The sequence below is a fragment of the Streptomyces olivaceus genome (genome assembly GCF_000721235.1).
GTDB lineage: Bacteria > Actinomycetota > Actinomycetes > Streptomycetales > Streptomycetaceae > Streptomyces > Streptomyces olivaceus.
Window position 1 is genome coordinate 69,619 of sequence record NZ_JOFH01000027.1, and the last position, 24,950, is coordinate 94,568.

The 24,950-nt window shown below is 74.8% G+C and carries 12 protein-coding genes; 5 read left to right on the plus strand and 7 right to left on the minus strand.

Features of this window, described 5'->3' with window-relative positions; all coding sequences use genetic code 11:
• Positions 1-104: 104 nt before the first annotated feature.
• The 3 genes from IG94_RS0126910 to IG94_RS0126920 all read right to left on the minus strand — a co-directional run bounded on the left by IG94_RS0126910 (position 105) and on the right by IG94_RS0126920 (position 3,906).
• Positions 105-1,118 (minus strand): LacI family DNA-binding transcriptional regulator, encoded by a 1,014-nt coding sequence (locus tag IG94_RS0126910; RefSeq protein ID WP_031042477.1) that lies wholly within the window; start codon positions 1,116-1,118, stop codon positions 105-107.
• Positions 1,119-1,228: 110 nt separating this feature from the next.
• Entirely contained in the window at positions 1,229-2,125 is an 897-nt protein-coding gene (locus IG94_RS0126915) for an ROK family protein (protein ID WP_037763335.1), read from the minus strand.
• 62 nt (positions 2,126-2,187) lie between these two features.
• Complete coding sequence (locus tag IG94_RS0126920; RefSeq protein ID WP_031042480.1) at positions 2,188-3,906, minus strand: class I mannose-6-phosphate isomerase; 1,719 nt, start codon at positions 3,904-3,906, stop codon at positions 2,188-2,190.
• Positions 3,907-4,198: 292 nt separating this feature from the next.
• On the opposite strand from IG94_RS0126920, the gene IG94_RS0126925 reads away from it, so the two are divergent.
• Genes IG94_RS0126925 through IG94_RS0126945 form a run of 5 tightly spaced genes read left to right on the plus strand, consistent with a single transcriptional unit; the run spans position 4,199 to position 11,768 of the window.
• Positions 4,199-5,512, plus strand: coding sequence for an ABC transporter substrate-binding protein (locus IG94_RS0126925; RefSeq protein WP_031042483.1), 1,314 nt, complete (start codon positions 4,199-4,201; stop codon positions 5,510-5,512).
• Positions 5,509-6,468: a carbohydrate ABC transporter permease gene (locus IG94_RS0126930; RefSeq protein ID WP_031042486.1), complete on the plus strand. Its 960-nt coding sequence runs from the start codon at positions 5,509-5,511 to the stop codon at positions 6,466-6,468. The genes IG94_RS0126925 and IG94_RS0126930 overlap by 4 nt, the downstream gene beginning before the upstream one ends.
• Positions 6,465-7,286, plus strand: a complete 822-nt coding sequence (locus IG94_RS0126935) for a carbohydrate ABC transporter permease (RefSeq protein WP_031042489.1) — start codon at positions 6,465-6,467, stop codon at positions 7,284-7,286. Before IG94_RS0126930 ends, IG94_RS0126935 begins: the two co-directional genes overlap by 4 nt.
• A gap of 44 nt (positions 7,287-7,330) precedes the next feature.
• Positions 7,331-8,554 (plus strand): glycoside hydrolase family 76 protein, encoded by a 1,224-nt coding sequence (locus tag IG94_RS0126940; protein ID WP_031042493.1) that lies wholly within the window; start codon positions 7,331-7,333, stop codon positions 8,552-8,554.
• A gap of 49 nt (positions 8,555-8,603) precedes the next feature.
• Positions 8,604-11,768: a glycoside hydrolase family 38 N-terminal domain-containing protein gene (locus IG94_RS0126945; RefSeq protein WP_031042496.1), complete on the plus strand. Its 3,165-nt coding sequence runs from the start codon at positions 8,604-8,606 to the stop codon at positions 11,766-11,768.
• A 31-nt stretch (positions 11,769-11,799) separates the two neighbouring features.
• On the opposite strand, the gene IG94_RS0126950 is transcribed toward IG94_RS0126945, so the two are convergent.
• From IG94_RS0126950 to IG94_RS0126965, 4 genes are all read right to left on the minus strand, one after another.
• Positions 11,800-12,630, minus strand: a complete 831-nt coding sequence (locus IG94_RS0126950; RefSeq protein WP_037763082.1) for an ABC transporter permease — start codon at positions 12,628-12,630, stop codon at positions 11,800-11,802.
• Positions 12,618-13,721, minus strand: coding sequence for an ATP-binding cassette domain-containing protein (locus tag IG94_RS0126955; protein ID WP_052410894.1), 1,104 nt, complete (start codon positions 13,719-13,721; stop codon positions 12,618-12,620). Before IG94_RS0126955 ends, IG94_RS0126950 begins: the two co-directional genes overlap by 13 nt.
• 50 nt (positions 13,722-13,771) lie before the next feature.
• Positions 13,772-14,005 carry an MbtH family protein gene (locus IG94_RS0126960; protein WP_031042506.1) on the minus strand — a complete coding sequence of 78 codons (234 nt, stop codon included), beginning with the start codon at positions 14,003-14,005 and terminating at the stop codon, positions 13,772-13,774.
• Positions 14,006-14,091: 86 nt separating this feature from the next.
• A complete protein-coding gene (locus tag IG94_RS0126965) occupies positions 14,092-24,648 on the minus strand; it encodes a non-ribosomal peptide synthetase (protein ID WP_031042510.1) in 10,557 nt (3,518 codons plus the stop codon).
• Between the last annotated feature and the right edge of the window lie 302 nt (positions 24,649-24,950).

The window sequence follows — 24,950 nt, forward strand, 5'->3', positions numbered from 1 at the left end:
GGTCGGCCGACGGGTGGTTTCTGTGCGGGTGAGCGGGTGAGCGGGTGAGCGGTCGCGCGGGCGCAGGGCGCGCCGGCTGCTCGGCGGAGGGGTACGGATAAGGGTCAGCCCCGGTCCGGCGCGCCGCGGCGGACCACCCGGGTCGGGACGGTGACGCGGCGCGAGGGCGGCGGTTCCGCGTCGCGGTGTTCGAGGCGGTCGACCAGCAGCCGGGCGGCCTGGCGGCCGATCTCGTCCGCGTCGTACGAGACGAGGGTCAGGGGCAGACCGAGGACGTCGGAGAGGTCGAAGTCGTCGAAGCCGGCCACGGGGAGGGTGGTGTCCGCCTTGTAGAGGGCCCGGATCGAGCCCTGGCTGATGCGGTTGTTGGTGCAGAACAGGGCGGTGGGGCGCTCCGCCTGCTCCAGCAGGTCGAGGGTGGCGCGCTCGGCCGCCGCGGAGTCGACCAGCCCCTGGCGGATCAGGGCGTTGTCCGGCTCGATGCCGACCTCCTCGTGGGCCGCCCAGAAGCCGCGCAGGCGTTCCGCACCCGTGTAGAGCGCCGGCGGGTTGCCGAGGAAGGCGACGCGGGTGTGTCCGTCGGCCAGCAGGCGGGCGGTGGCCTCGCGGGCGCCGTGGAAGTCCTCGACCAGGACGCAGTCGGTGTCGAGCCCGGCGGGCGGCCGTGCGGCGAAGACGACCGGGACGTGCCGCATGGCCGCGGCCAGGTGCTGCTGGCGGCTGCCGGCCGGGACGACGATCAGCCCTTCGACCTGGTGGTCGACGAGTCCGTCGATCAGCTCGGGTTCCCGGTCGGCCTGCTCGCCGGAGTTGCTGAGCAGCACGCGGAACCCGTACTCCGTCGCGACTTCCTGGACGCCGAGCGCGAGGCGCGAGTAGAAGGGGTTGGCGAGGTTGGTGACGACGAGGCCGATCATCCCGCTGCCGCCGAGGCGGAGACTGCGCGCGGTCTGGTTGCGGCGGTAGCCCAGCCGGTCGACCGCCGCGAAGACCCGCTCGCGGGTGGCCGTCGAGACGCCGGGGTCGTTCTTGAGTACGCGTGACACGGTCATCGCGCTGACCTGCGCGAGCCTGCCGACGTCGTGCATCGTCGGCAGTCCGCCCCGCCGAGCGGTCACACCCCTGCCCCTTTCGCCGTCCACCTGCACCGGTGCCCCAGGAGGCGTCGTTCGGATCTTGCCGGGGGTCGCGGGCCCCGGCACGGGATCCGAACGGCACCCCCGCGCCGTCACGGGTCCTCCGGCGCGTCCCGCGCCCAGCGGGCGGCCCCGATCAGGGGGGCCTCCTCGGGCAGCCGGGCCGGCAGCACGGGTACCACCGGTCCGCCGGACGCGCCCAGCCCGGTGGTGAGCGCGGGGTGGACCAGGTCCCACGACCGGGCCACCGAGCCGCCGACGACCACCGCGGTGGCTTCGAAGCGGCCGAGCCACGGAGCCAGGGCCAGGCCGAGTGCGCCGAAGGCGTGGCGGAAGGCCTCCACCGCGGCGCTGTCGCCCTTCACCGCCCGTGCCGCCAGCTCGCGGACGTCGGGCAGGTGCCCGTCGGCAGCGGGGGAGAGGCGGGCGTAGTGGGACCGGATGCCCCGGCGGGAGACCGTGTCCTCCAGGGGCCGGCCGTGCACCGTCAGGCGGTGCGCGTACCCGTCGGGCGGGACGAGTGGGCCGGTGTGGACCGGACGGCCGGCGGACAGGAACGAGGAGCCGACGCCCGTACCCAGCGTCAGGCAGACCACGCGGTCGTGACCCGCCGCGGCACCGGAGCCGTACTCGCCGAGCGCGAACGCGTCGGCGTCGTTGAGGAAGCGCAACCGCTCCGCGCGGCCGCCCAGCCGCGCGCGCAGGCCCGCCCCGACGTCGACGCCGGACAGGGACTCGAACTTCCCCACGCCGGAGAAGCGGCCGACTCCGGTGGCGTAGTCGAAGGGGCCGGGCATCGCCACGCCCCAGCGTGTGTCGTGCCCGTCCGGCAGCGCGAGGGCGGCCCGGGCGATGGCGTCGAGGACGGCGTCGGCCGCCGCGTGCGCGTCCAGGGGCTCGCGGATCACCGCGGCGGGGACGGCGCGGCCGCCGACCGGGTCCACCAGCGCGGCGGTGACGTGCGTACCGCCGACGTCGAGCACCGGCACGGGCGCGACCGGGGCGGCGGGCACGACCCGGCCACTGGCGGGCACGACCCGGCCACCGGCGGTCACGGCTCGACCACCAGCGCCTTCACGATCCGCACCTCTTCGCCGCCCACCGCGCGGACGCGGTACGCGCCGACCGCGGCGGGGACGGTGAGGGTCTCCGCGAAGGCCAGTGTGTGCGTGCGGCCGTCGTCCGTCTCGATCACCGCGCCCTCGCCCGCGGCGACGTTGAGGATGTGGAAGCGGCCCGCGGTGTCGTCCCCGATCTCCGCGTCCGGCGCGACGACGAGGCGGTGCACGGCGTAGAACATCTCGGGCAGCGCGCCGACGACCTCCTCGCGCCAGCCCTCCCCGGCGCGCAGCGTACGCGGCTGCTGCACGAGGTCCTTCATGACGTCCGCCCCGCGCCGCTCCGTGTCCAGGTTGGCGAAGCCGTGCCGGTGGGGCAGGGGCCGGGAGGCTCCACGGGCGTCCTTGCGCAGCCAGTCGTACAGCCGCAGCGAGTAGAGGTACGGGGTCGCGCTCACCTCGAGGACCAGGTTGCCCGCGCCGGAGGCGTGCGGTGTGCCGGCCGGGATCATGAACAGCTGGCCGACCGTGGCCGGGTGGGACTGGACGTGGTCCTCGACCGGGACCGGCGTGCCGTGGGCGATGGAGTCCTCGACCTGGCTGCGCAGGGCCTCGACGTCGGCCTGTTCGGTAAGGCCGAGCAGCACCCGGGCGCCGTCCTCGGCGGCCGTGACGTAGTACGTCTCGTGCTGGGTGTACGGCCAGCCGAACACCTCCCGCATGTACTGCTCCCGCGGGTGCAGGTGCAGGGAGAGGTTGCCGCCGCCCACGGTGTCGAGGTAGTCGAACCGGATCGGGAAGGACGTACCGAACCTGCGGTGCGCGTCCTCACCGAGCATCTCCCGGGGGTGCAGGACGCACAGGAGCTGGAAGGGCAGCTCGACCCGGGGGCCGTCCTTCTCGCCGACCAGGACGCCGGCCTCGGGCGCGATCAGCTCGTAGCCGAGGGCGGTGTTGCCGGCCCGCGGGGTGAAGCCGAGCTCGCTCGCCGCCCACTGGCCGCCCCACGGGGTCGAGTTGAAGTACGGCCGGGTGCGCACCGGGCCCCGGGCCAGGTGGGCCAGGGTGCCGCGCAGCGCGGCGCCGTCGAGGGAGGCGGGGCGGGCGGTGTCCTGTACGTCGATCCACCGGTCGACCCGTCCCGCGATCGCGTCGCGGTGCCGGTCGAGGACCGGCCAGTCGGTGTAGAACAGGCGCACCAGGTCGCCGGGTTCGCCGGGGCGCCCCAGGTTGGCGCCGATCGGCAGCTCGCCCTTCGCCACGGCCGCCTCGGCGTACCGCTTGGGCAGGTCCGCGTACCAGAGCACGTCCGGCCCGCACAGCGCGGCACCCGGCCCGAACACCACGGTCACCCCGTCGCGCCCGGGCCGTCCGGGCCGCGGAACGGCGTCGAAGAGGTCCGCGACCTCGCCCCGCGACAGGGGGGTGAAGAACGGGTCGTCGGCCGGGACGGGCGCGGCGGCCACCCGCTCGTCGGCCGCCGCCGCGTAGTGGTCGCGGACGTCGAGCAGGTCCGCGACCCGGCCCGCGGAGCGCACGGCGTCCGCGACGCCGTCGGCCAGCGCGGTCCAGTCGAGGGCCGCCGGGCCGTCCACCGCGAGGACGAGGGGGCCGAGCGGCAGATCCGCGGCCGGGACCGACCAGCCCCCGGCCACCTCCCCGGCGACCGGCCGGTAGCTGGGCAGGGGGTCGTACGAACGAGACGCGGGCACATCTGCTCCTTACTCGGCTCCACGATGCGCGTTAACGATAACAGCGCATGGCCGAAGATGTCCATGGCCGCTTCGGGTGCTTGTTGAGGCGCCTATGCCTGGTTGACCTGCCCATATATCGAACTCCGTCACTCGCCCGGATACTTTTCCGCGTGCAACCCTTGCTACCACTGGAATGGTGTCGTTAACCTCCACGCAACACGTACCGGGCAGCTCCGGCGTTTCTTCGGCGTCGCACGCCCTGTGCTTCACATCCGGCCATGCAGGTGGCCCGATTCCGTGAAGGTGATCAATGTCAGCATCGGGCAGGACCAGCAGCGCGGCCGTGCCGCTTGCTCGGCGCCGCTTCCTTGCCGGGGTGGCCGCCGGTGCGGCCGTCCTGACGGCGGGCGGCTGCGCGCGGGGAGCGAGTACGTCCGCGCAGCCGGGGACCACGAGCATTTCCAACGACAACGCCACCTGGGACGACGGCTACCGCTCGGCCGGCCGCGAGCTGAAGAAGATCACCGGTTACGAACTCAGGCCGCTGTCGAACCCCTCGGTCACCTCGTACCAGCAGGTCGTGCAGATGACCCTGCAGACCTCGAAGTCGACCGACCTCGTCAAGTGGGCGTCCGGCTACCAGCTCAAGCGGCTGGCGCGGGCCGGCGGGCTCACCGACCTCACGCGGGTCTTCAAGGGGTACGCGGCCAAGGGGTGGGTGCGCGGTTCGTCGTGGGACGCGGTCTCCTACCGGGACAAGGCGTACGGGATCCCGCTGTACGAGTCGTACTACGTGCTCTTCTACAGCAAGCCGGTCTTCCGCAGGCTGGGCCTGTCCGTCCCGGACAGCTGGGACGCGCTGCTGCACTGCGCCGAGGTCCTCAAGCGCAACGGGATCACCCCGTTCCTCGCCAGCCAGGTGGGCGGCTGGCCCGCGATCGAGTGGTTCCAGGAGCTGGTCAGCAAGTCCGATCCCGGTTTCTACCAGCGGCTGGTGGACGGCGAGGCCTCCTACACCGACGCCCCGGCCCGCCGGGCGATGGACATCTGGCACGACTTCATGCGCAAGGGCTGGATGACGTCCCCCGACTTCGACCAGGCGCGCGGCCCCGGCGCCCTGAAGGAGGGCACGGTGGGCATGTTCCTGCACGGCACCTGGCAGGCGTCCGGGATGTCCGCGGCGGGCATGAAGCCGGGCACCGACTACGGCGCCTTCATCCTCCCGACGGTGCGCCCCGCCACCGCCAAGAGCGTCATCGCCGAGTCGGGTGTCTTCGTCGTGCCCGGCCGCGCCTCCTCGCACGAGGCGGCGATGGCGAACGTGGGGGCCTGGCTCGACCCGTCCGTCCAGCGGGTGTGGAGCGACTTCCTGGAGGACAGCTCCGCCAACCCGAAGGTGCAGGCCGGCAACCCCGTGGTGGCCGGACTCCAGCGGGACGTCGCCCGCAACCGCCGGCAGGCACTGGTCCGCTACTGGGAGGCGAGCCCGCCCAGCCTCGTCCAGGGCAACAGCAACGACCTCGGCGGCTTCATGGCGGGGCAGACCTCTCCGGCCGCGACCCTGAAGCGGATGCAGGAGCGCGCACAAGACGAATGGGCGGCCTGGAAGCGAGACGAAGCGTGAGCACCTCCACCACCGACCGACGCCCGCCGACCGCGGCCGGCGGACCCGCCGGACCCCGGCGCCCGGCCCCGCGCCTCCCGCTCGGCCACGCGTGGCAGACCACGCGGGAGCGGTTGGCGGCCGGCGGCTTCATGGCCCCGGCGGTCCTTCTGGTCACGCTGTTCCTGCTGGCCCCGTTCGTGTGGACGGTCTACCGGAGCTTCTTCAGCGACACGCGGACGGCGCCGTTCAGCTGGTTCGACAACTACGCGCTGTTCGCCTCCGACCCGGCCCTGGCCCGCTCCATCCAGAACACCCTGATGTGGGTGGTGGGCACGGTCGCGCTGCCGTTCGTGCTCGGGCTCGCCATCGCCGTCATGACCAACGCCGGGCGCCTCTCCCGCCTCGCGCGGCTGTGCGTCGTCCTGCCCTACGCGCTGTCGGGGTCCGCGGTGGCGGTGGTGTGGAACTTCATGCTCACCACCGACGGCGCCGTCAACCAGGTCCTGACCACCGTCGGCCTCGACTCCGTGGCCCAGGGCTGGCTGCTGACCTGGCCCGGCAACACCGTCGTGATGATCCTCGCCAACGCCTGGCAGGCCACCGGCGTGGCCGTGATCCTCTTCCTGGTCGGGCTGCAGTCCATCCCGCCCGAGACACTGGAGGCCGGCTCCCTGGACGGGGCGAACGGCTGGCAGCAGTTCCGCCACATCGTCCTGCCCCAGCTCCGGCCGGTGTCGATCATCGTGATCGGCATGAGCCTGGTCAACGGCCTCAAGTCCTTCGACCTGATCTGGGTGCTCACCCAGGGAGGCCCCGGGCGGGCCACCGAAACACTCGCCGTGTCCATGTACAACGAGACCTTCCTCGAACTCCGGCCCGGCGCCGGAGCGGCGATCGCGGTCGTCCTCACCGTGATCGTGCTGGCGGCCTCCTGGGTCTACCTGCGTCGTCAGCTCGACGTGAAAGGCGGATGACGATGTCACTCGGCCGCGTTCTGCGCAACGCCACCATCGCGGTACTCGCCGTGCTGTGGCTGATCCCCACCTGGCTGCTCGTCGTCAACGCGCTGGTACCGGCGGGCAGTTACTCCGGCAGCCCGCACTGGCTGCCCCAGGAGTTCGGACTGTTCGACAACATGTCCCAGGCCTGGGAGAGGGCCAACCTCGGCCCCGCGCTCGGCAACAGCCTCCTGTACGCCGTGGTCAGCGCCGCGGCCGCCGCGGTGATCGCCGGCTTCGCCGCCTTCGCCACGATCATCATGCCCGTCAAACGGCAGGCCCTGTGGTTCTGGGTGATCTACTCCGGCACCCTGCTGCCCCTCCAGGTGTTCCTCCGCCCCCTGTTCCTCTCCTACGCGCACACGTCGCTGTACGACACCCAGATCGGCCTCGTGCTCATCTACACGGCGATCGCGGTGCCGTTCGCGTTCTTCGTCATGCGCAACTACGCCCTGACGCTGCCGCGTGAGGTCGTGGAGGCCGCGCGGATGGACGGCGCGACGTGGTGGCGGGTGTTCTGGCAGATCCACGTCCCGCTGACCCGGTCCGCCATGATCGCCGTGTTCGTCTTCCAGTTCGTGGCCGTCTGGAACGACCTGATGTTCGGCATCACCATGGTCACCAGCCGCAACATCCGGCCCGTCATGGCCGCCCTCGCCGACCTGCAGGGCAACTACTCCAACGTCGGGCCGCCCGTCGTCCTGGCCGGCGCCCTCCTGGTCTCGCTGCCGACGCTGGTGCTCTTCTTCTCCGCCCAGCGCTTCTTCGTCAGCAGCCTCAGGATCCACCGCTGAACCACCTCTGCTCTCCCCTCCCGTCGTCGTGAAGGGCACCACCCATGCTGAGATCGCTGCTCGTCCGTGCCACCACTCCGGTGATCTGCGCCGGACTCCTCTGGACCGCCGCCCCCGCGCACGCCCAGAGCCCCGCGCACACCCAGCACCCCGCAGGGGCCCGCCCGGTCACCTCCGCCACCTGGGCCGAGCGCGCCACCGACACCTACCGCGTCCTGCAACAGCACCTGTACGAGGGCCCGGACCGGCACGGGCTCTACCTGGAGCACACCCCCCGGCAGGCCGGCGACCCGGAGCACTCCTTCCTGTGGCCGTTCCGCGAGGCCGCGCAGGCGGCCGTCGACATGCAGGCACTGCCCCGCACCGGACCCTCCTACCGGCGCGACGCGGCCGAGCGCTTCGACACCGCCGAGCTGTACTTCACCGGCGGCGACCGCCCCGGCTACGCCTCCTACCTGCCCGCCCCGCTGGGCACGGGCGGCGACATCTACTACGACGACAACGCCGTGGTCGCCCTGAGCCAGCTCGACCAGTACGAGGCCACCGGCGACGCCCGCCTCCTGGAGCGGGCCGAGCAGGTCGTGCCCGTCGTCTCCCGGGCCTGGGACGACGACGCGACCAAGGCCTGCCCGGGCGGCATGGACTGGTACGACTCGCCGGACAACACCTTCCGGGCCACCAACGTCACCGCCCTCTCCGCCCAACTCGCCGCCCGCCTCTACGAGCACACCCGCGACCGCGATTACCTGGCCAAGGCGGAGCAGTGGTACGGCTGGGTGTACTCCTGCATGCGTGCGGCACCGGGCCTCTACAACAACGACCGGGGCGACGACGGCAGCACCAACGAGACCCTGTGGACCTACAACTCGGGTGCCATGATCGGCACGGCCACCGCGCTCTACCGGGGGACGGGCGACACCGGGTACCTGAAGAAGGCCCTGGAGGACGCCCGCGGCTCGCTGGCGTACTGGACGCAGGGGAGCAGGCTGCACGACCAGCCGGCCGTGTTCAACGCCTTCTACTTCAAGGACCTGCTCGACCTGGACGCGGTCCGCCACGACCCCGCCTATCTGAAGGCCATGTCCGCGTACGCGGACAGCACGTACGACTCCAACCGGGACCCCGCCACCGGGCTGTTCCGCTTCCAGCCCTCCAACGGGGGCGACTACGACCCCGAGGCCCCGGCCGCGACCCTCAACCAGTCGGCCATGGTCCAGATCTTCGCCACCCTCGCCGACGCCACCCACCAGCGCAGGCAGCCTTCCTGACGCGGCGGACCGCACCACCGCACACCCAACGCAAAGGACCTCACGCACCATGCCCAAGCCACCGCTCACCCGGCCGTCCTGGTGGGACTCCGACATCGCGCGCGACCTGCTGAAGGAGCGCGTGGCCACCACCGCCGGCCTCGGTGGCCTGCGGGTGCGCCTGTCGGGAGAGCCGCTGCTGCGCCACGACGGGAGGGGCGGCCTGCTGCAGTCCGTCCGGCTGCGGGTGAGCCGCCCCGACGGCGCACGGCCGGCGCCGCGCGTCACCACCGCCCGCGTCACCACCGGCGGCGGCACCCCCGTCCACAGCGAGATACTGCCGGGACCGGACGGCGACATCCGCCTGCTGGTTCCGGAGGTGGACGCCCCCACCCCCCTGCTGATCGAGCTGCCGGAACTGGAGGAAGGCACCCGGCTCCCCTTCGAGGCGCACCCGCAGCGCCACTGGACGCTGCACCTGGTCCAGCACTCCCACCTGGACATCGGCTACACCGACCCGCAGGGCCGGGTGATGGCGGAGAGCCGCGCCTACCTCGACTCCCTCCTCGAACTGTGCCGGGACACCGACGACTGGCCGGACCCCGCCCGGTTCCGCTGGGCCGTCGAGGGGTTCCACTCCTTCCAGGACTGGCGGGCCAACCGGCCCGCCCGCCAGGTGGAGAACCTCCTCGACCGGGTCCGCGAGGGCCGAGTCGAGCTGACGGCCATGCCGTTCAACCTGCACACCGAGACCTGCTCCACCGACGAACTGCACGAACTGATGCGCCCGATGACCGAGCTGCGCGAGCGGCACGGCATCGACATCACCACCGCCATGCAGACGGACGTACCCGGCCAGGTGGTGGGCCTGCCCGACGTCCTCACCGACCACGGCATCCGCTACCTCTCCGTGGCGCACAACTGGGCGGGCCGCGCCGTGCCCCACCTCGTGGGCGGCGAACACCTGCCCCGCCTGTTCCGCTGGCAGGCGCCGAGCGGCAACAGCGTCCTGGTCTGGCGCACGGACACCCCGCACGGCCTGGCCTACATGGAGGGCTCGATCCTCGGCTTCGACGAGTCCTACGACCACGTCGACGACCTGCTGCCCGCCTATCTCAGCGCCCTGGCCCGCTTCCCCTACCCCCACCAGGGACGCGGCATCCCCGGCTTCCCCGCGCTCGACCTGCCCGACACCGCCGACCCCTACCCGTGGGACGTGCTGCACCTGCGGGTCCTCGGCAAGTTCGCGGACAACGGCCCGCCGCGCCGCATCATCTCCGACACGGTGCGCCGCTGGAACGAGCAGTGGGCGTACCCGCAGCTGCGGGCCTCCCGCAACCAGGACTTCTTCGAGGACGCGGAGAACCGCGTCGGGGACCGCCTGGAGACCTACCGGGGCGACTGGAGCGACTGGTGGGTCGACGGCGTCGGCGCCGGTGCCGTCCCGCTGGCCGCCACCCGGCGCGGGCAGGCGGCCCTCGCCGAGGCGCAGACCGTGGCCGGGTACGCCCACCTGATGGGCGTACCCGGCAGCACCGCCGTCACCGCGGGCGCGCCGGACGTCTACCGGTCCGCCTCCCTGTTCAACGAGCACACCTGGGGCGCCGGCGACCCCTGGACCCACGGCGAGCACGGCCACGGCTCCGGCGAGCAGCAGTGGCACTGGAAGTACTCCCAGGCCGTGCGCGCCCACGACGGCGCCGAGACGCTCCTGGACGCCGCCTCCGCCCTGCTCGGCGAGGCCTTCGCCCCGGCCGACGACGCGGCCGCCTCCTTCCACGTGGTGAACACGTGCAGCTGGCCGCGGACCGAGACGGCCCGGCTCTTCCTCCCGGAGAGCACCGTCGCGCTCGGCACCGCGGTCGAGGTCCGCGACGCCCGCACCGGAGCGGCCCTGCCGTTCCTGCCGGAGGCGCAGAGCAACGACCGCCACCGCGCGGCCGGCCGCTTCCTGAACGTGCCCGTCACGGACGTACCGGCCTGCGGGACCGTGCGCCTGGACGTCGTCACCGTCGCGGAACCGGCCGAGGCCCGCGGCGAGGAGGCGGCGGGGGCGCCCGCCGCGGCGGCCACCGTCCTGGAGAACGACCGCCTGCGCGTCACCGTCGACCTGCGCGAGGCGTGCGTCTCCTCGGTCGTCGACAAGGCCACCGGCCGCGAGATGGTGCGCCAGGACGCCGTCGTCGGCCTCAACGGGTACGTGTACGACGAGTACGCCACGGCCGGCGCGTTCAACCACCAGTCCAGCAAGACGGTGGCCGACGGCTCCATGCACCTGCTCGCCTCCCGCAGCACCGCCCCGCCCGCGGCCCTCGTCGACCGCACCGCGGACGCCACCGGTCAGACGCTCGTCTACGAGTGCGCCCCGGCCGGCACCCGCCGGCTCCGCGTACGGCTGCACCTGCCGCACGGCGCGGCCCGCCTCGACATCGAGAACCGGATCGACAAGACCGCGACCCTCACCAAGGAGAGCGCCTTCTTCGCCTTCCCCTTCGCCCTCGACCACCCCGTCGTGCACACGGAGGCCACGGGCGGCGTCCTGGGCACCGACCGCGAGACCGTACCGGGCTCGGCCACCCACATGCGCGCGATCCGGCGCTGGATCGGCCTGAGCGACGGCACGCACCACGCCGCACTGGCGACGGCCGACGCCCCGCTCGTCCAGCTCGGCGGGATCGCCATCCCCTACGTCCCCTACCCGCAGTCCCTGCCGCAGGATGAGCCGGCGACCGTCTTCTCCTGGGTGCACAACAACATCTGGGACACCAACTTCCCCGCCCAGCAGGGGTTCGACCACGTCTTCCGCTACAGCGTCGGCTTCGCCGCGGGCGAGGAGGACGTCGCCGTCCACGCCCAGCGCGTCGCCGCCGTCACCAGCCACCCCCTGGTGCCGGTACGCGCCCGCGCCGCAGCCGGTGCGCGGCCGACGGCGCAGACCCGGTTCCTGACGCTGGACGACCCCCGGGTCCGCCTCGTCGGGGTCACCGTCCCCGGCGACGGGCAACTCCTGGTGCGGCTGCAGTCGGTGGCGGACACCCCCGTCACCTGCCGCCTGCGCACCCCGTTCACCGTCACCGGGGCCGCGCGCACCACCTACCTGGGCCGCGACCCGCGCGACCTCGCCGCCGAGCCGGACGGCGCCGTTCCGGTCGACCTCCCGGCGCTCGGCACGGCGGCCGTCGTGCTGCGCCTGGACCCGCCCACCGCCGTGGGCACGCCGGCGAGCGGCGCCTGACTCCCCGCCGCCGTGCGCTGCCGCCGCGTCCTCAGCCCCGGGCGATGCGGCGGTAGCGGCTGACGGCCAGGGGCATGAAGACGGCGATGATGGCGAACGCGCACAGCAGCGCGTACACCGTCGCGTGCTGGACCGGCCAGGAGTCGGGCGGGACGACGGCCGGCGGTGCCTCGTTGCCGAAGAGCGAGCGGGCCGCCGTGGCGGTCGCCGAGACCGGGTTCCACTCGGCGACCACGCGCAGCGGACCGGGCATCGTCGCCACGGAGACGAAGGCGCCCGAGACGAAGGTGACCGGGAAGAGCCAGATGAGCCCGGCGCTCTGGGCGACCTCGACGCTGCGGGCCACCAGGCCGATCGTCGCCCCGACCCACGACATGGCGAAGGCGAAGAGCAGGACCAGGCCGTAGGCGGCCACGGCGTCCAGCACCGGACCCTGCACGCGCCAGCCGACCAGGAGCCCGCACAGCGAGGTGACGACCAGCGTGACCGCGCTCATGGTGAGGTCGGACAGGGTGCGGCCGAGGATCACCGAACCGCGCGGCATCGGCAGCGCCCGGAAGCGGTCGACCATGCCCTTGTCCATGTCCGCGGCGAGCCCGATCGCGGTGAACGAGGCGTTGAAGGTGACCGCCTGCGCGAAGATCCCGCCCATCAGGAACGAGCGGTACTCCGCGCCGCCGAGGCTGCCGCCGAAGACGTAGGCGAGCAGCAGGACGAACATCAGCGGCTGGACGAGCGCGGCGACGACGGCTCCCGGCGTGCGGCGCAGGTTGAGGAGGTTGCGCCCGGCGATCAGCAGCCCGTCGCGCAGGGTGCCGAACGGTCCGCCCCGCCTGAGCGGGGTCAGGTTCACGGTCGCCATGCGTGGGCCCCCTTCCCGCCCCGGGAACGGCGCCGGGCGCCTCCGGCGGGGCCGTCCCCGCCGGGCTCCCCGCCCCGCGCCGGGGGCGGTCCGGACGCCTCGGCGCCCGCCTCCGCGCCGTGCGGACGGGGCTTGCCGGTCAGGGCGAGGAACACGTCGTCGAGGGTGGGCGGTGCCAGCGACACGTCCCGTACGGCGAGCCCGGCCGCCGCCAGCTCGGCGAGGGCGTACCGCAGTGCCGACGCGCCGTGGTCGGTGGCCACCGAGACCCGGCCGGTACGCGGGTCCACCTCCGGCCGGTACGGGCCCAGCGACGCCAGGACTCCGGCGACCGCCCCGGTGGTCCCAGGCACGGCCGCGTGGACCGTGACGCGTTCTCCGCCGACGGTCGCCTTCAGCTCGCTCGCGGTGCCGTTCGCGATGACGCGGCCGTGGTCGATGACCGCGATGGAGTCCGCGAGCTGGTCGGCCTCCTCCAGGTACTGGGTGGTGAGCAGGACGGTGGTGCCGTCCGCCACCAGGTCCTGCACGGCCTGCCAGGTGTCGGCCCGGCCCCTCGGGTCGAGACCGGTGGTGGGCTCGTCCAGGAAGACCACGGCGGGCCGCACGGTCAGGGCGCCCGCCAGGTCCAGGCGGCGGCGCATACCGCCGGAGAAACCCCCGCTGGGCCGGTCGGCCGCGTCGGTGAGCGCGAACCGGTCGAGCAGCTCGCCGGTGCGGCGCCGGGCCGCCCCGCGGCTCATGCCGTACAGCCGGGCGACGAGCTGGAGGTTCTCCCGCGCGGTCAGCCGCTCGTCGACGGCGGCGTACTGGCCGGACAGGCCGATGCGGGCCCGTACGGCCTCCGGCGCGTCGCGGACGTCGTGCCCGGCGACCGTGGCCCGGCCGCCGTCCGGGCGCAGCAGCGTGGTCAGGACGCGCACCGTGGTGGTCTTGCCCGCGCCGTTGGGGCCGAGCAGGCCGAGGACGCTGCCCGCCGGGGCCCGCAGGTCGACGCCCGCGAGCGCCCGGCGGTCGCCGAAGCTCCGGGTGAGGCCCTCGGCCACGATCGCGTCCTGCCGCCCGGCGGGCACCGGGCCCGCGTCCCCCAGCGGGGGCAGGGGCTGCCGGAGCGGCGGGAGGACGTCGGTGCCGGGTGCGCTCATCGGGCGGCCAGCGCGCTGCGCGGGGTGAGGTCCGTCCAGTGGGCGTCGACGTAGGCGATGCACGCCTCGCGCGAAACGGGGCCGTGGACCGCCTGCCAGCCCGCGGGGACGTCGGCGAACTCCGGCCACAGGGAGTGCTGCCCCTCGTCGTTGACCAGGACGCGGTGCTGGACGGCCGGGTTGTCGAACGGGTTGGTCGTGGTGAGGTTGGTGGTGGCGGAGGTGGTCATGGTGGGGTCGCTCTCCTGATTCGGTGGGCGTTCTCGTAGCGGTATCGGGCAGGTGGTCTCGTGCCGGCGGTCCCGGGGCGGCCGGGTCACGTGGCGCGCAGCGCCGCGTCCAGGACGGGCCCGACCACGGCGCGGGCGTCGGGGCGGAGCATCTGGGCGTGTCCGCACGGCACGTCGTGCACCACGAGGGCGCCGTCGACGTACGGGTCCCACAGCGGGGGGACGAGGCCGCTCGCCGGGTCCTCCTCGGTGGCGCGGAAGAAGAGCACGTCACCGCGGAACGTCCTCGGGACGTGCCGGCGCATGAGCCGGGCCTGGTCGGCGAAGTTGCCGACCATGGTCTCGATGGCGGCCGGCTCCAGCGCGCCCAGCGGGCTGCCGCTCTCGCGCAGCGCGTCCCGCACGACCGCCGCGTCCAGGGGCGCGTCGGCGTCCCACGCGGACAGGTCGACGCCGAGGGCGGTCAGCAGGGCGCGGAAGACGACGTCGTGTCCGGCGTCCTCCAGACCGTCGGCGGGCGGTACGGGGAAGGCGTCCATGATGCTCAGCAGCGCGACCTCCTCGCCCGCCTCCTGGAGCCGCACGGCGATCTCCTGGACGACGTTGCCGCCGAAGGACCAGCCGAGCAGCCGGTAGGGCCCGTGCGGCTGCACCGTGCGCAGCTGGTCGACGTAGTACGCGGCCATCGCCTCGATGCTGTCGGGGAAGTGCTCCGTGCCGTCCAGGTTGGGCGTCTGGAGCCCGTACACCGGCCGGTCGGCGACGTGCTGGAGCAGGCCCGCGTAGGGCCAGGCCAGGCCGCCGGCGGGGTGGACGCAGAACAGCGGCGGGAGGCTGCCGCCCGAACGCAGCGGCAGCAGGCAGGCCAGGTCCGCGCCGGGCCCCGCCCCGGTGCCCGCCTCCGCCTCGCGCGCCGTGAGCGCGGCCGCGAGGCCGGCCGGGGTCGGCGCCTCGAACAGCTCCCTGATGCCCAGCTCGACCCCGGTGGCCTCCCGGACCCGGGCCAGCAGGCGCGCGGCCAGCAGGGAGTGGCCGCCGAGAGTGAAGAAGTCGTCGTCGGACCAGCACCGTTCGACGTCCAGCGTCTCCGCGAACAGGGCGCACAGCAGGTCCTCGCGCGGCCCGGACGGGGCCCGCCCCGCCGCGTGGGCGAGGTGCTCCCCGCGCGGCGCCGGGAGGGCGCCCGCGTCGAGCTTGCCGCTCGCGGTGAGCGGCAGCGCGTCGAGGACGACGAAGGCGGCGGGGACCATGTACCCCGGCAGCTCCGCCGCGAGAGCCGCGCGCAGCGCGTCACGGTCCGGGGCGGCGGGCCCGCCGGACGCCCCCGGGCCGTCGCCGGGCACCACGTAGGCCACCAGCTGCTCCGTGCCGTGGGCGGCCCCGGAGCCGACCGGGCGCAGGGCCACGGCCGCGCGCCGGACGCCGGGCTGCGCCTCCAGCGCGGTGACGATCTCCCCGGGCTCCACCCGGAAGCCGCGCACCTTCACCTGGCCGTCGGCCCGGCCGCGGAACTCCAGCCGGCCGTCCGCGGTACGGCGGACGAGGTCCCCGGTGCGGTACATCCGCCCGCCCGGCGGCCCGAACGGGTCCGGCACGAAGCGCGCGGCGGTCTCCGCGGGCCGCCCCAGGTAGCCGCGGGCCAGGCTCGCGCCCGCCAGGTACAGCTCGCCGGTGGTGTTCGGCGCGGCCGGGCGCAGCAGGCGGTCCAGGACGTAGCAGCTCGTCCCGGCGACGGGCTCGCCCAGCTCGGGCCGGTCACCGCGGTCCAGCCGCGCGTACAGGGTGTCGACGGTGGCCTCCGTGGGCCCGTACAGGTTCCACACGGTGAGGCCGGGCACCTCGCGCAGCCGCCGCCACAGGCCGGGCGGCACGTCCTCGCCGCCCAGGGCGAGGACGGCCGGCCGGTGCCCCGGCGAACCCTCCGCGCACAGCCCCGCGTCCAGCAGGGCCGCCGCGTGGCTCGGCGTGGTCTCCAGCACGTCGACGCGCTCCTCGCGCACCGCCCGGACGAGGGCCGCCGGGTCGCGGCGGGTGTCGTTGTCGACGACGAGCAGTTCGTGCCCGTCGAGCATCCACAGCACCGGGTCCCAGGCGGCGTCGAAGGACAGCGACGCGGTCAGCGCCACCCGCAGCCGGTGCCGGCCGGTCGCCGCCCGGGCGGGGTCGAACAGCGTGCGCCGGTGGTGCTCCGCCAGCTGCGCCAGCGACCGGTGCTCGACGACGACGCCCTTGGGGCGCCCGGTGGAGCCGGAGGTGTGCACGACGTAGGCCGCGTCGCGGGGACCGGGGGCGGCGCCGTCCGGGAACTCGGCGGGCAGGGCGGCCAGTTCGGCCCAGGTGCCGGGGGAGTCGAGGAGCACGGTCTGCCAGGGCCCGTCGGGGATCCGGTCGGCGGTCGCCGCGGTCGCCAGCACCACGGCGGGGCGCGCGTCCGACAGTACGGCGGCCACCCGCGCCGGGGGCAGGGCGTCGTCCAGCGGGGCGTACGCACCGCCCGCGGCGAGCACCCCGAGCAGCGCGGTCAGGGAGCCGGTGGAGCGCGGCAGCAGCACGGCCACCGTCCGGTCCGCGGCCACCCCGCGGCCGCGCAGCAGGTGGGCCAGGCGGGCGCCGTCCCGGGCGAGTTCGGCGAAGGACAGCGCCTGGGCCCCGCAGCGCACCGCGATGTCGCTGCTGCGCGCCGCCGCGGCGGTGGCCGCGAAGCCCGCGACCACCGTCGGGTGCCGCGGGGCGGCCTGCGGGCCGTTCCCGTGGCCGAGGGGCCCGGCGAGCCGGGACGCGTCGAGCGGGTCGTGCCGGGACAGCGGGCTGTCCGGGTCCGCCACCACGAGCCGGAGCAGCCTGACGAAGGAGTCGGCCAGGCCCTGGGCCGTCGCCGTGTCGAACAGGTCGCGGGCGAACTCCAGTTGCCCGGTCAGCTCCCCGTCGCCGGACTGCTCGGAGAAGCTGAACGACAGGTCGAACTTGGCCGCGTCCGTGTCCACGCCCCGTACCTCGGCGTGGAGTCCGGGCAGGTCGAGCGCGGGGCGGCCGGCGTTGTTGAGGGAGAGCATGACCTGGAACAGCGGGTGCCGGGCCGGCGAGCGCGGCGGCGCCAGGTGCTCCACGAGCGACTCGAACGGCAGGTCCTGGTGCGCGTACGCGGCCAGGTCCGTCTCCCGGGCCCGCTCCAGCAGCGCGCGGAAGTCCGGGTCGCCGTCGGTGCGCACCCGCAGGGCCAGGGTGTTGACGAAGAAGCCCACCAGTCCCGCGAGCGCCTCGTCGGTGCGCCCGGCGACCGGACTGCCGACGACGACGTCGTCCCCGGCGCCGTACCGGTCCAGGAGCGCGGCGAGCACGGCGTGCAGCGCCATGAAGGTGCTGGCGCCCTCGCGCCGGGCCAGTTCCGCGAGCCTGCGTCCGTCGCTGCCGGACAGCGGGAGCGGGACGCTGCCGCCGAGGCCGGAGCCGGCGTCCGGGCGGAGCCGGTCGGCGGGCAGCGCGGTCTCGGTCGGAGCGTCCGCCAACGCGCCTCGCCAGTAGGCGAGTTGCCGTGCGTACACGCTGTCGGGATCGTCGTGGCCGCCGAGCAGGTCGCGCTGCCAGAGGGCGTAGTCGGCGTACTGCACCGGCAGTGGCGTCCAGTCGGGGGCGCGGCCCGCGACCCGGGCGGCGTACGCGGCGGCGAGGTCCTGCGCCAGCGGCCCCATCGACCAGCCGTCGGCCGCGATGTGATGCACCGTCAGCAGCAGCACGTGCTCGTCGGCCCCGGTGCGCAGCAGCTCGGCGCGCAACGGCAGGTCGCCGCCGAGGTCGAAGCCCGCCCGGGCCGCCTCGCGCAGCAACCCCGCCACCTGGTCCGGGGTGCTGGGCGTCACGGTGAGCGCCGGGCGCGCCGCACCGGGCGACAGGACCCGCTGGACCGGCGTCCCGGACCGGTCCGCCGCCTCCCGGAAGACCGTCCGCAGGCTCTCGTGCCGGGCCTCCACGTCGCCGAGCGCGCCGTGCAGCGCCGCGACGTCGAGGCGCCCGCACAGGCTCACCGCCATGGGGAGGTTGTAGGAGGCGTCGTCGGGGCGCATCCGGTTGAGGAACCACAGCCGGCGCTGGGCGAAGGACAGCGGCAGCTCCGCCGGCCGGTCGGCGCGGGCGTGCAGCGACGGACGGCCGTGCGCGGCGCCGTCGAGGTGCCGGGCGAGACCGGCCGGGGTCGGGTCCTCGAAGAGCGCGCGCACCGGTATCTCGGCGCCGAACGCGCTGCGCACGCGGTTGACGACGCGGGTGGCCAGCAGCGAGTGGCCGCCCAGGGCGAAGAAGTCCGCGTCCCGGCCGACGGAGTCCGTGCCCAGGCACTCGGCGAACAGCGCGCACAGGATCTCCTCCTGCGGGGTGCGCGGCCGCTCGCCCTGCTCCGCCAGGGCCGGCGCCGGGTCCGGGAGTCGCCCGAAGTCCGTCTTGCCGTGCGCGGTCAGCGGGATCTCCGGCACCAGCGCCAGGTGCGAGGGCGTCATGTACGCCGGGAGCCGGTCGCCGAGGAACGCGCGCAGCCCCGCGGGCGTCGGACGCGCGCAGGTCTCCGGAACGGCCCAGGCCACCAGCCTGCCGCCGCCCTCGGCCTGCCGGACGGTCACCACCGCCCGGCGCACGGCCGGGTGCGCGGTGAGCGCGGCCTCCACCTCGCCGGTCTCCACCCGGAAACCGCGGACCTTGACCTGCGAGTCCGTGCGGCCGACGAAGACCAGCGAGTGGTCCGGGCGGCGCCGGACCAGGTCGCCGGTGCGGTACATCCGGCTGCCCGCGGGACCGTACGGGTCCGCGAGGAACCGGTCGGCGGTCAGTCCCGTCGCCCCGTCGTAGCCGCGGGCCACGCCGGCCCCGGCCAGGTACAGCTCACCCGTGACACCCGGCGGCGTCGGACCCAGCCGGGAGTCGAGGACCCGGGCCCGCATGCCGGTGACCGCGTGTCCGATGGCGGGCCCGGTACCGGCCGTGACCGGCGCGATCACGCTGTCCACGGTCGTCTCGGTCGGTCCGTACAGGTTCCACACGCTCACGCCGGACAGCTCCGCCAGCTCCCGCCACAGCTTCTCGTGCACCGGCTCACCGCCCAGGGCGACGACGCGCGGCCACGGCCTGCCGGGGGCGAACAGGCCGCACACGCGCAGCTGTTCGAGGAAGGACGGGGTCGTCTCCAGCACGTCGATCCGCCGCTCGTGCAGTATCCGCACCAGCGCCTCGGGATCGTGGCGGCTCGCGTCGTCCACCAGGTGCAGCTCGTGCCCGGCGACCATCCACAGCAGCGGGTCCCAGGAGGCGTCGAAGGTCGCCGCCGCCGTCAGGGCCACCCGCAGGGGCCGGCCGTTGTTGGCGCGTTCGGCGGGTTCGATCAGGTGGCGTCCGTGGTGGCGCAGCAGGTTCGCGAGCGCGCGGTGCTCGACGACGACGCCCTTGGGCCGGCCGGTGGAGCCGGAGGTGTACAGGACGTAGGCGGGGTCGGCGCCCCGCGGCCCGTCTGCCGGCAGCGCCTCGGCCGCGGGGGCCGCGTCGGGCGCCTCGTCCAGGTACAGGGTGGGGGTGCGGGAGGCGGGCAGGGCCGCGGCGCGCTCCCGCTCGGTCAGCAGCAGCGCGGGGCGCGCGGACTCCAGGATCCGCGCGTTGCGCGCGGCCGGGTGCGCCGGGTCGAGCGGCACGTACACCGCCCCGGCCCGCAGCACCCCGAAGACGGCGGCGATCTGCCGTGCGGACCGCGGCAGCGCCACGGCGACGCGGTCACCGGGTCGGACCCCGGCCGCCGCCAGGAGCCGGGCGGTGTCCCGCAGCCCGGTCGCCAGCTCGCCGAACGACACCGTGCGCCGTCCCTCGGCCACCGCGGTGCGGTCCGGGGTGACCGCCGCCTGCGTCTCCAGCACGTCGCACACGCTGTGGACCAGCTCGTCCCCGCGCTCCGCGGAGTCGTCCCGCGCGCCCGTGTCGAGGGCCGCGAGGCGCTGGTCCTCCGTGAGCATGCCGAGGGCGCCCAGCCGGGCGTCGGGGGAGCGCAGGACCGAGCGCAGCAGCCGGACGAAGTGGCCGGCGAAGCGGCGTACGGTGCTCTCGTCGAACAGCTCGGCGCTGTACTCCACCTCGCCCGTCAGCCCGTCGGGCCGCCCGTGGGCGTCGTGGGTCTCCGTGAAGTCCCACGTCAGGTCGAACTTCGCCGTCGTCCGCCCGGACCGCAGCGGCTCCGCGTGCACACCGGGCAGGTCGAGCCGGGGGGCGGGGGTGTTGTTCAGGGCGAGCATCACCTGGAAGAGCGGGTGCCGCGAGAGCGACCGCGGCGGTGCCAGCGCCTCCACCAGCTGCTCGAACGGCAGGTCCTGCCGGCCGTAGGCGCTCAGGTCGGTCTCGCGGACCCGGTCCAGCAGCTCCCGGAAGGCGGGGTCGCCGCCGACGCCGACCCGCAGCACGAGGGTGTTGACGAAGAACCCGACGACGTCGTGGAACTCCTCCTCGTCGCGCCCGGCCACCGGCGTGCCGACGACGATGTCGTCCCCGCCGCCGAGGCGGTGCAGCAGGGTGGCGAGCACGCCGTGCAGGACCATGAACGGGCTGACGCCCGCCTCCCGCGCGAGCGCGCCGAGCGCCCGGTGGTCGGCCGCGTCCAGCCGCACCGGCACCCGCCCGCCGCGGGCCGTGGCGCGCTCCGGGCGCGGCCGGTCGTGGGGGAGCGGCAGCTCGGGCGGCAGGCCCTCCAGCGCCGCCCGGGAGGCCGCCAGCTGCCGTGCCGCGAGCGAGCCGGGGTCCTCCCGGTCGCCGAGGCGGGCGCGCTGCCGCAGGGCGTAGTCCGCGTACTGCGCGGGCAGCGGCTGCCACCGGGGCGCGTGCCCGCCGGTGCGGGCCCGGTAGGCCGCGCACAGGTCGTGCACCAGCGGGCCCATCGACCAGCCGTCGGTGACGATGTGATGCAGCGTCAGCAGAAGCAGGTACGAGCCGGGGCCGTCGCCCGCGGGCTCCGCGGTCGGGACCAGCACGGCGTGTACGGGGGGCCGCTCGGCGAGTTCGAAGCGGGGGGCCGGGACGTCCTCCGGGCGGCCGTCCGGCAGTACGGGTGCGGTGCGCAGCTCGACGCCGCAGTCGCCGGCCGGCAGCACGACCTGGTGCGGCCCCTCGGCGTCCTGCGGATAGACGGTCCGCAGGCTCTCGTGCCGTGCCAGCAGGTCGGAGAAGGCCGCCCGCAGGGCGGGTACGTCCAGGTCCCCGTCGAGCCGGACGGCGACGGGTATGTGGTAGCGGTCGCCGCCCTCGCCCATGTGCTCCAGGAGCCACAGCCGGTGCTGGGCCGCCGACAGCGGCAGCCGTGCGGGCCGCTCAGCGACGGCCCGGCCGCCCGGGGGGTCCTCGGGGCCCGCCGAGCGGCGGCCGGCGTCGACGCGCGCGGCGAGACCGGCGACGGTCGGCGCCTCGAAGAGCGCGCGCACCGGCAGCCGGACGCCGGTCCGCCCGGCGAGGTCGGCCAGCAGGCCGGTGGCCAGCAGCGAGTGGCCGCCCAGGGAGAAGAAGTCGTCGTCCCGGCCGACGTCGGCCAGACCGAGGAGGTCCGCCACCGCCGCGCACACCGCCCGCTCGGTGGCCGTGCGCGGCGGGCTCTTGGGACCCGTGGAGACGGCGGTGGCCCGGGGGAGGGCCGCGGTGTCCAGCTTCCCGTTCGGGGTGAGCGGGAGCCGGTCGGTGGCCGCGTACGCCGCGGGCACCATGTACGCCGGGAGCGAGGCCGCGAGGGCGTCGCGGACCCGGCGCCGGTCGCGGCGGACTCCGTCGCCCGCCTCGTCCGGGGTCGGCACCAGGTAGGCGGCCAGGGTCTCGTCGGCCGGACCGTCGGCGTGCAGCGCGACCGCCGCCTGCGCGATGCCGGGCAGGGCGGCGAGCGCGGCCTCGATCTCGCCGGTCTCGACCCGCTGGCCGCGGATCTTGATCTGGGTGTCGCTGCGGCCCGCGAACTCCAGCGAGCCGTTCTCGTGCCACCGTGCCAGGTCCCCGGTGCGGTACATGCGCGACCCGGGCTCCCCGAAGGGGTCCGCGAGGAAGCGGTCGGCGGTCGGCCCCGGCCGTCCGGTGTAGCCGCGGGCCACTCCTTCGCCCGCGAGGTACAGCTCACCGGTCGCCCCGTACGGCAGCAACCTCAGGGCGGTGTCCAGCAGGTAGGCGCGGGCGCCGCGGACCGGGCGTCCGATGACCGGGTCCGTGCCGCGGACGCGGGCGGTGACCGCGTCGACCGTCGTCTCGGTCGGGCCGTAGAAGTTGTAGGCGAGCAGGCCCGGTTGCGAGGAGAGCCGCTGCCACAGCTCGTCACCGACCGGCTCGCCGCCCAGCGCGATCACCGTGGGACGGTGGACCGGCGCGCCGTCCGCGCCGTCTGCCGTGGGCGTCTCGGCGGTGAGGCCGGCGGCCAGCAACTGCCCGAGGAAGCTCGGGGTGGTCTCGATGACGTCGATGCGCTCGGCGCGCAGGAAGGCGACCAGCGCCTCCGGGTCACGGCGCGTGGTGTCGTCCGCGATGTGCAGGTGGTGGCCGCCCAGCATCCACAGCAGCGGGTCCCAGGAGGCGTCGAAGGAGGTGGACGCGGTGAGCGCGACCCGCAGCCGCCGTCCCCCGGCCGACTCCGCGCTCGCGTGCGACTCCCGGCGGTGGTGGGCCAGCAGATTGCTGATCGACCGGTGCTCGACCAGCACACCCTTGGGGCGGCCCGTCGAACCGGACGTGTAGAAGAGATACGCGGCGTCCTCGGCACGCGGCACGTCGAACGGCGCGCCCGGCGCGGTGGTGCCGGACCGCGACAGGCTCCGTACGGCGGTGCCGGCGGGAGCCATGCCGGCGACCGGGCCGCCGGGCGCGCAGAGCAGGACCACCGGGGCCGCGTCGGCCAGCAGATGGGCGATGCGCTCGGCCGGGTACGTGACGTCCACCGGCAGGTAGACCGCGCCGCTGCGCAGCACCGCGAGCGGGGCGACCACGGTGTCGACCGAGCGGGGCAGCGCGACGGCCACCGTCGTGCCGGGCCCCGCGCCGTCGGCCCGCAGCGCCGAGGCGGCGGCGTCGACCGCCCGGTCCAGCTCGGCGAAGGTGAGGCCGCGCGTGCCGTCGTCGACGGCACGCGCGTCGGGCGTCTCCCGCGCCAGCCGGGCCAGCACCTCGGGCAGGGTCGGCTCGGGCACGTCGGCGTGCTCGGTGGACCCGGCGTGCTCGGTGGGCGCGGTGGCGGGGCCCGGGCGTCCGTCCACTCCGCCGTCCACGGGGGCGTCGGTTCTCGGTGCCGGTATTCGGGACCGCTCGCGCGGCCCGGTTCCCAGGGCCAGTACCCGGTCCCGCTCCTCCGGCCCGGTCAGCTCCAGGGCGCTGAGCGGCCGGTCCGGGTCCGCGGCGAACTCCTCCGTCAGCCGCAGGATCCGCTCCAGGTGTCCGGCGGCCGAAGTCCCGTCGTACAGCGCCGCGTTGGCCAGAACGTCGACGCGGGCACCGGCACCGCCCGGGGCCGGGTGCACGGCCAGTGTGAGGTCCTCCACCGGGCCGAGCGAGAGGTTGTGCAGGGTGCCGGTCGCCGGTCCGAACCGCAGGTTCTCGTCGAAGGCCAGCATGTTCACCGCCGGGCCCACGAGGGAGTCGCCCCGACCCAGGCCCAGCTCCCGGCGCAGTTCCTCGACGGGGAACCGCTGGTGCCGCAGGGCACCGCGCATCGCCGTCGTGACCTGTCGCAGCAGGTCCCGTACGGGGACCGCCGGGTCCAGGCGCAGTCTCAGCGGCACGATCTGGGACGTCATCCCCGGCGTCCGCCGTGCGATCCGGCTCCGCCGACCGGTCACCGGCATGCCGAGCAGCAGGTCGTGGGCGCCGCGCATCCGGTGGGTGTAGGCGGCCGTACCGGCGACGAACAGCGCGGGCCACGCCACCCGGCCCTGCCGGGCGCCCTCCCGCAGCCGCCGCCACCGTGCCGGGTCCAGCGCGACCGAACGCCGCAGCACCTCCGTGCCGGGCGGCCCCGTGCGGTCCGTGAGCCGCTCGGCGTGGGGTGCGCCGGCCAGCGACTCGCGCCAGTAGGCCCCGTCCTCGGCGTACTCGGCCGACCGCGCGTACTGCCGGGCGTCCGCCACCAGCGGTTCGAGCGGCAGCGGCTCGGCGGTGACCTCCTCACCGGTGGCGAGGAGACCGTACGTCGTGGCGATCCGGCCGAGCGCCGCAGCGGCGCCGTAGCCGTCCAGCACCAGGTGATGGGTGCGCAGGTACAGCAGGTGACGCGACGTCGAGAGCCGGTACAGCACGAGGGCCGTCACCGGGCCCCGCGTGACGTCGACGGGCGTGGCGAGGTCCTGGAGCATCGCCCGGTGGGCGTCCGCTTCGCCGTTCGCACTCGCGGACAGATCGACGAGAGGCACGTCGAGGGCCATGCCGTCGTGGACACGCTGACCGGCCGTTCCGCCGTCCGGAGCGTCGGTGATCGTCGTACGGAGCGCCTCGGTCTCCCGCGCCACGGAGGCGACTGCCCGGCGCAGCGTGGTGAGGTCCAACTCCCCCTCGATGTCGACGTATTCGGCGATCAGGAACCCGGCGTCCAGCGGGCGCGACTGGTGCGCGAACCACAAGGACTCCTGCGCCGGGGTCAGCGGCAGTCCGACGGCGCTCCGCTCAGTCATGTGTCCGCCCCCGTGCCGAACCGATGCGTGCCGACACCGTCGACCACCCCTCCCGATCTCACCTCGACCGGTGCGGCCGCGAATATCTCGCCGCACCGTCTCTCATGGGTGATCCGCTACGCATGGGGCCTGTGGATTGGTGTGTGATGCAAGACACGCTTTGTTACTAGTGCGTAGCACGTCCTTTTCGTGCGCATGTCAGCGATGGTCGCGGGTCGGCACGGTGTGAGCGGGAGTCGCACACCCATCCGGAGCGGGGGAGGGCTACGGATCACCCTGGTAAGGCAGGCATGGTGAGCGGT

Excerpts from the sequence above, each read along its gene's own strand:
- IG94_RS0126925 (WP_031042483.1), top strand. The coding sequence starts at position 4,199 with ATGTCAGCATCGGGCAGGACCAGCAGCGCGGCCGTGCCGCTTGCTCGG.
- IG94_RS0126935 (WP_031042489.1), top strand. The coding sequence starts at position 6,465 with ATGACGATGTCACTCGGCCGCGTTCTGCGCAACGCCACCATCGCGGTA.
- IG94_RS0126940 (WP_031042493.1), top strand. The coding sequence starts at position 7,331 with ATGCTGAGATCGCTGCTCGTCCGTGCCACCACTCCGGTGATCTGCGCC.
- IG94_RS0126945 (WP_031042496.1), top strand. The coding sequence starts at position 8,604 with ATGCCCAAGCCACCGCTCACCCGGCCGTCCTGGTGGGACTCCGACATC.
- IG94_RS0126950 (WP_037763082.1), bottom strand. The coding sequence starts at position 12,630 with ATGGCGACCGTGAACCTGACCCCGCTCAGGCGGGGCGGACCGTTCGGC.
- IG94_RS0126960 (WP_031042506.1), bottom strand. The coding sequence starts at position 14,005 with ATGACCACCTCCGCCACCACCAACCTCACCACGACCAACCCGTTCGAC.
- IG94_RS0126965 (WP_031042510.1), bottom strand. The coding sequence starts at position 24,648 with ATGACTGAGCGGAGCGCCGTCGGACTGCCGCTGACCCCGGCGCAGGAG.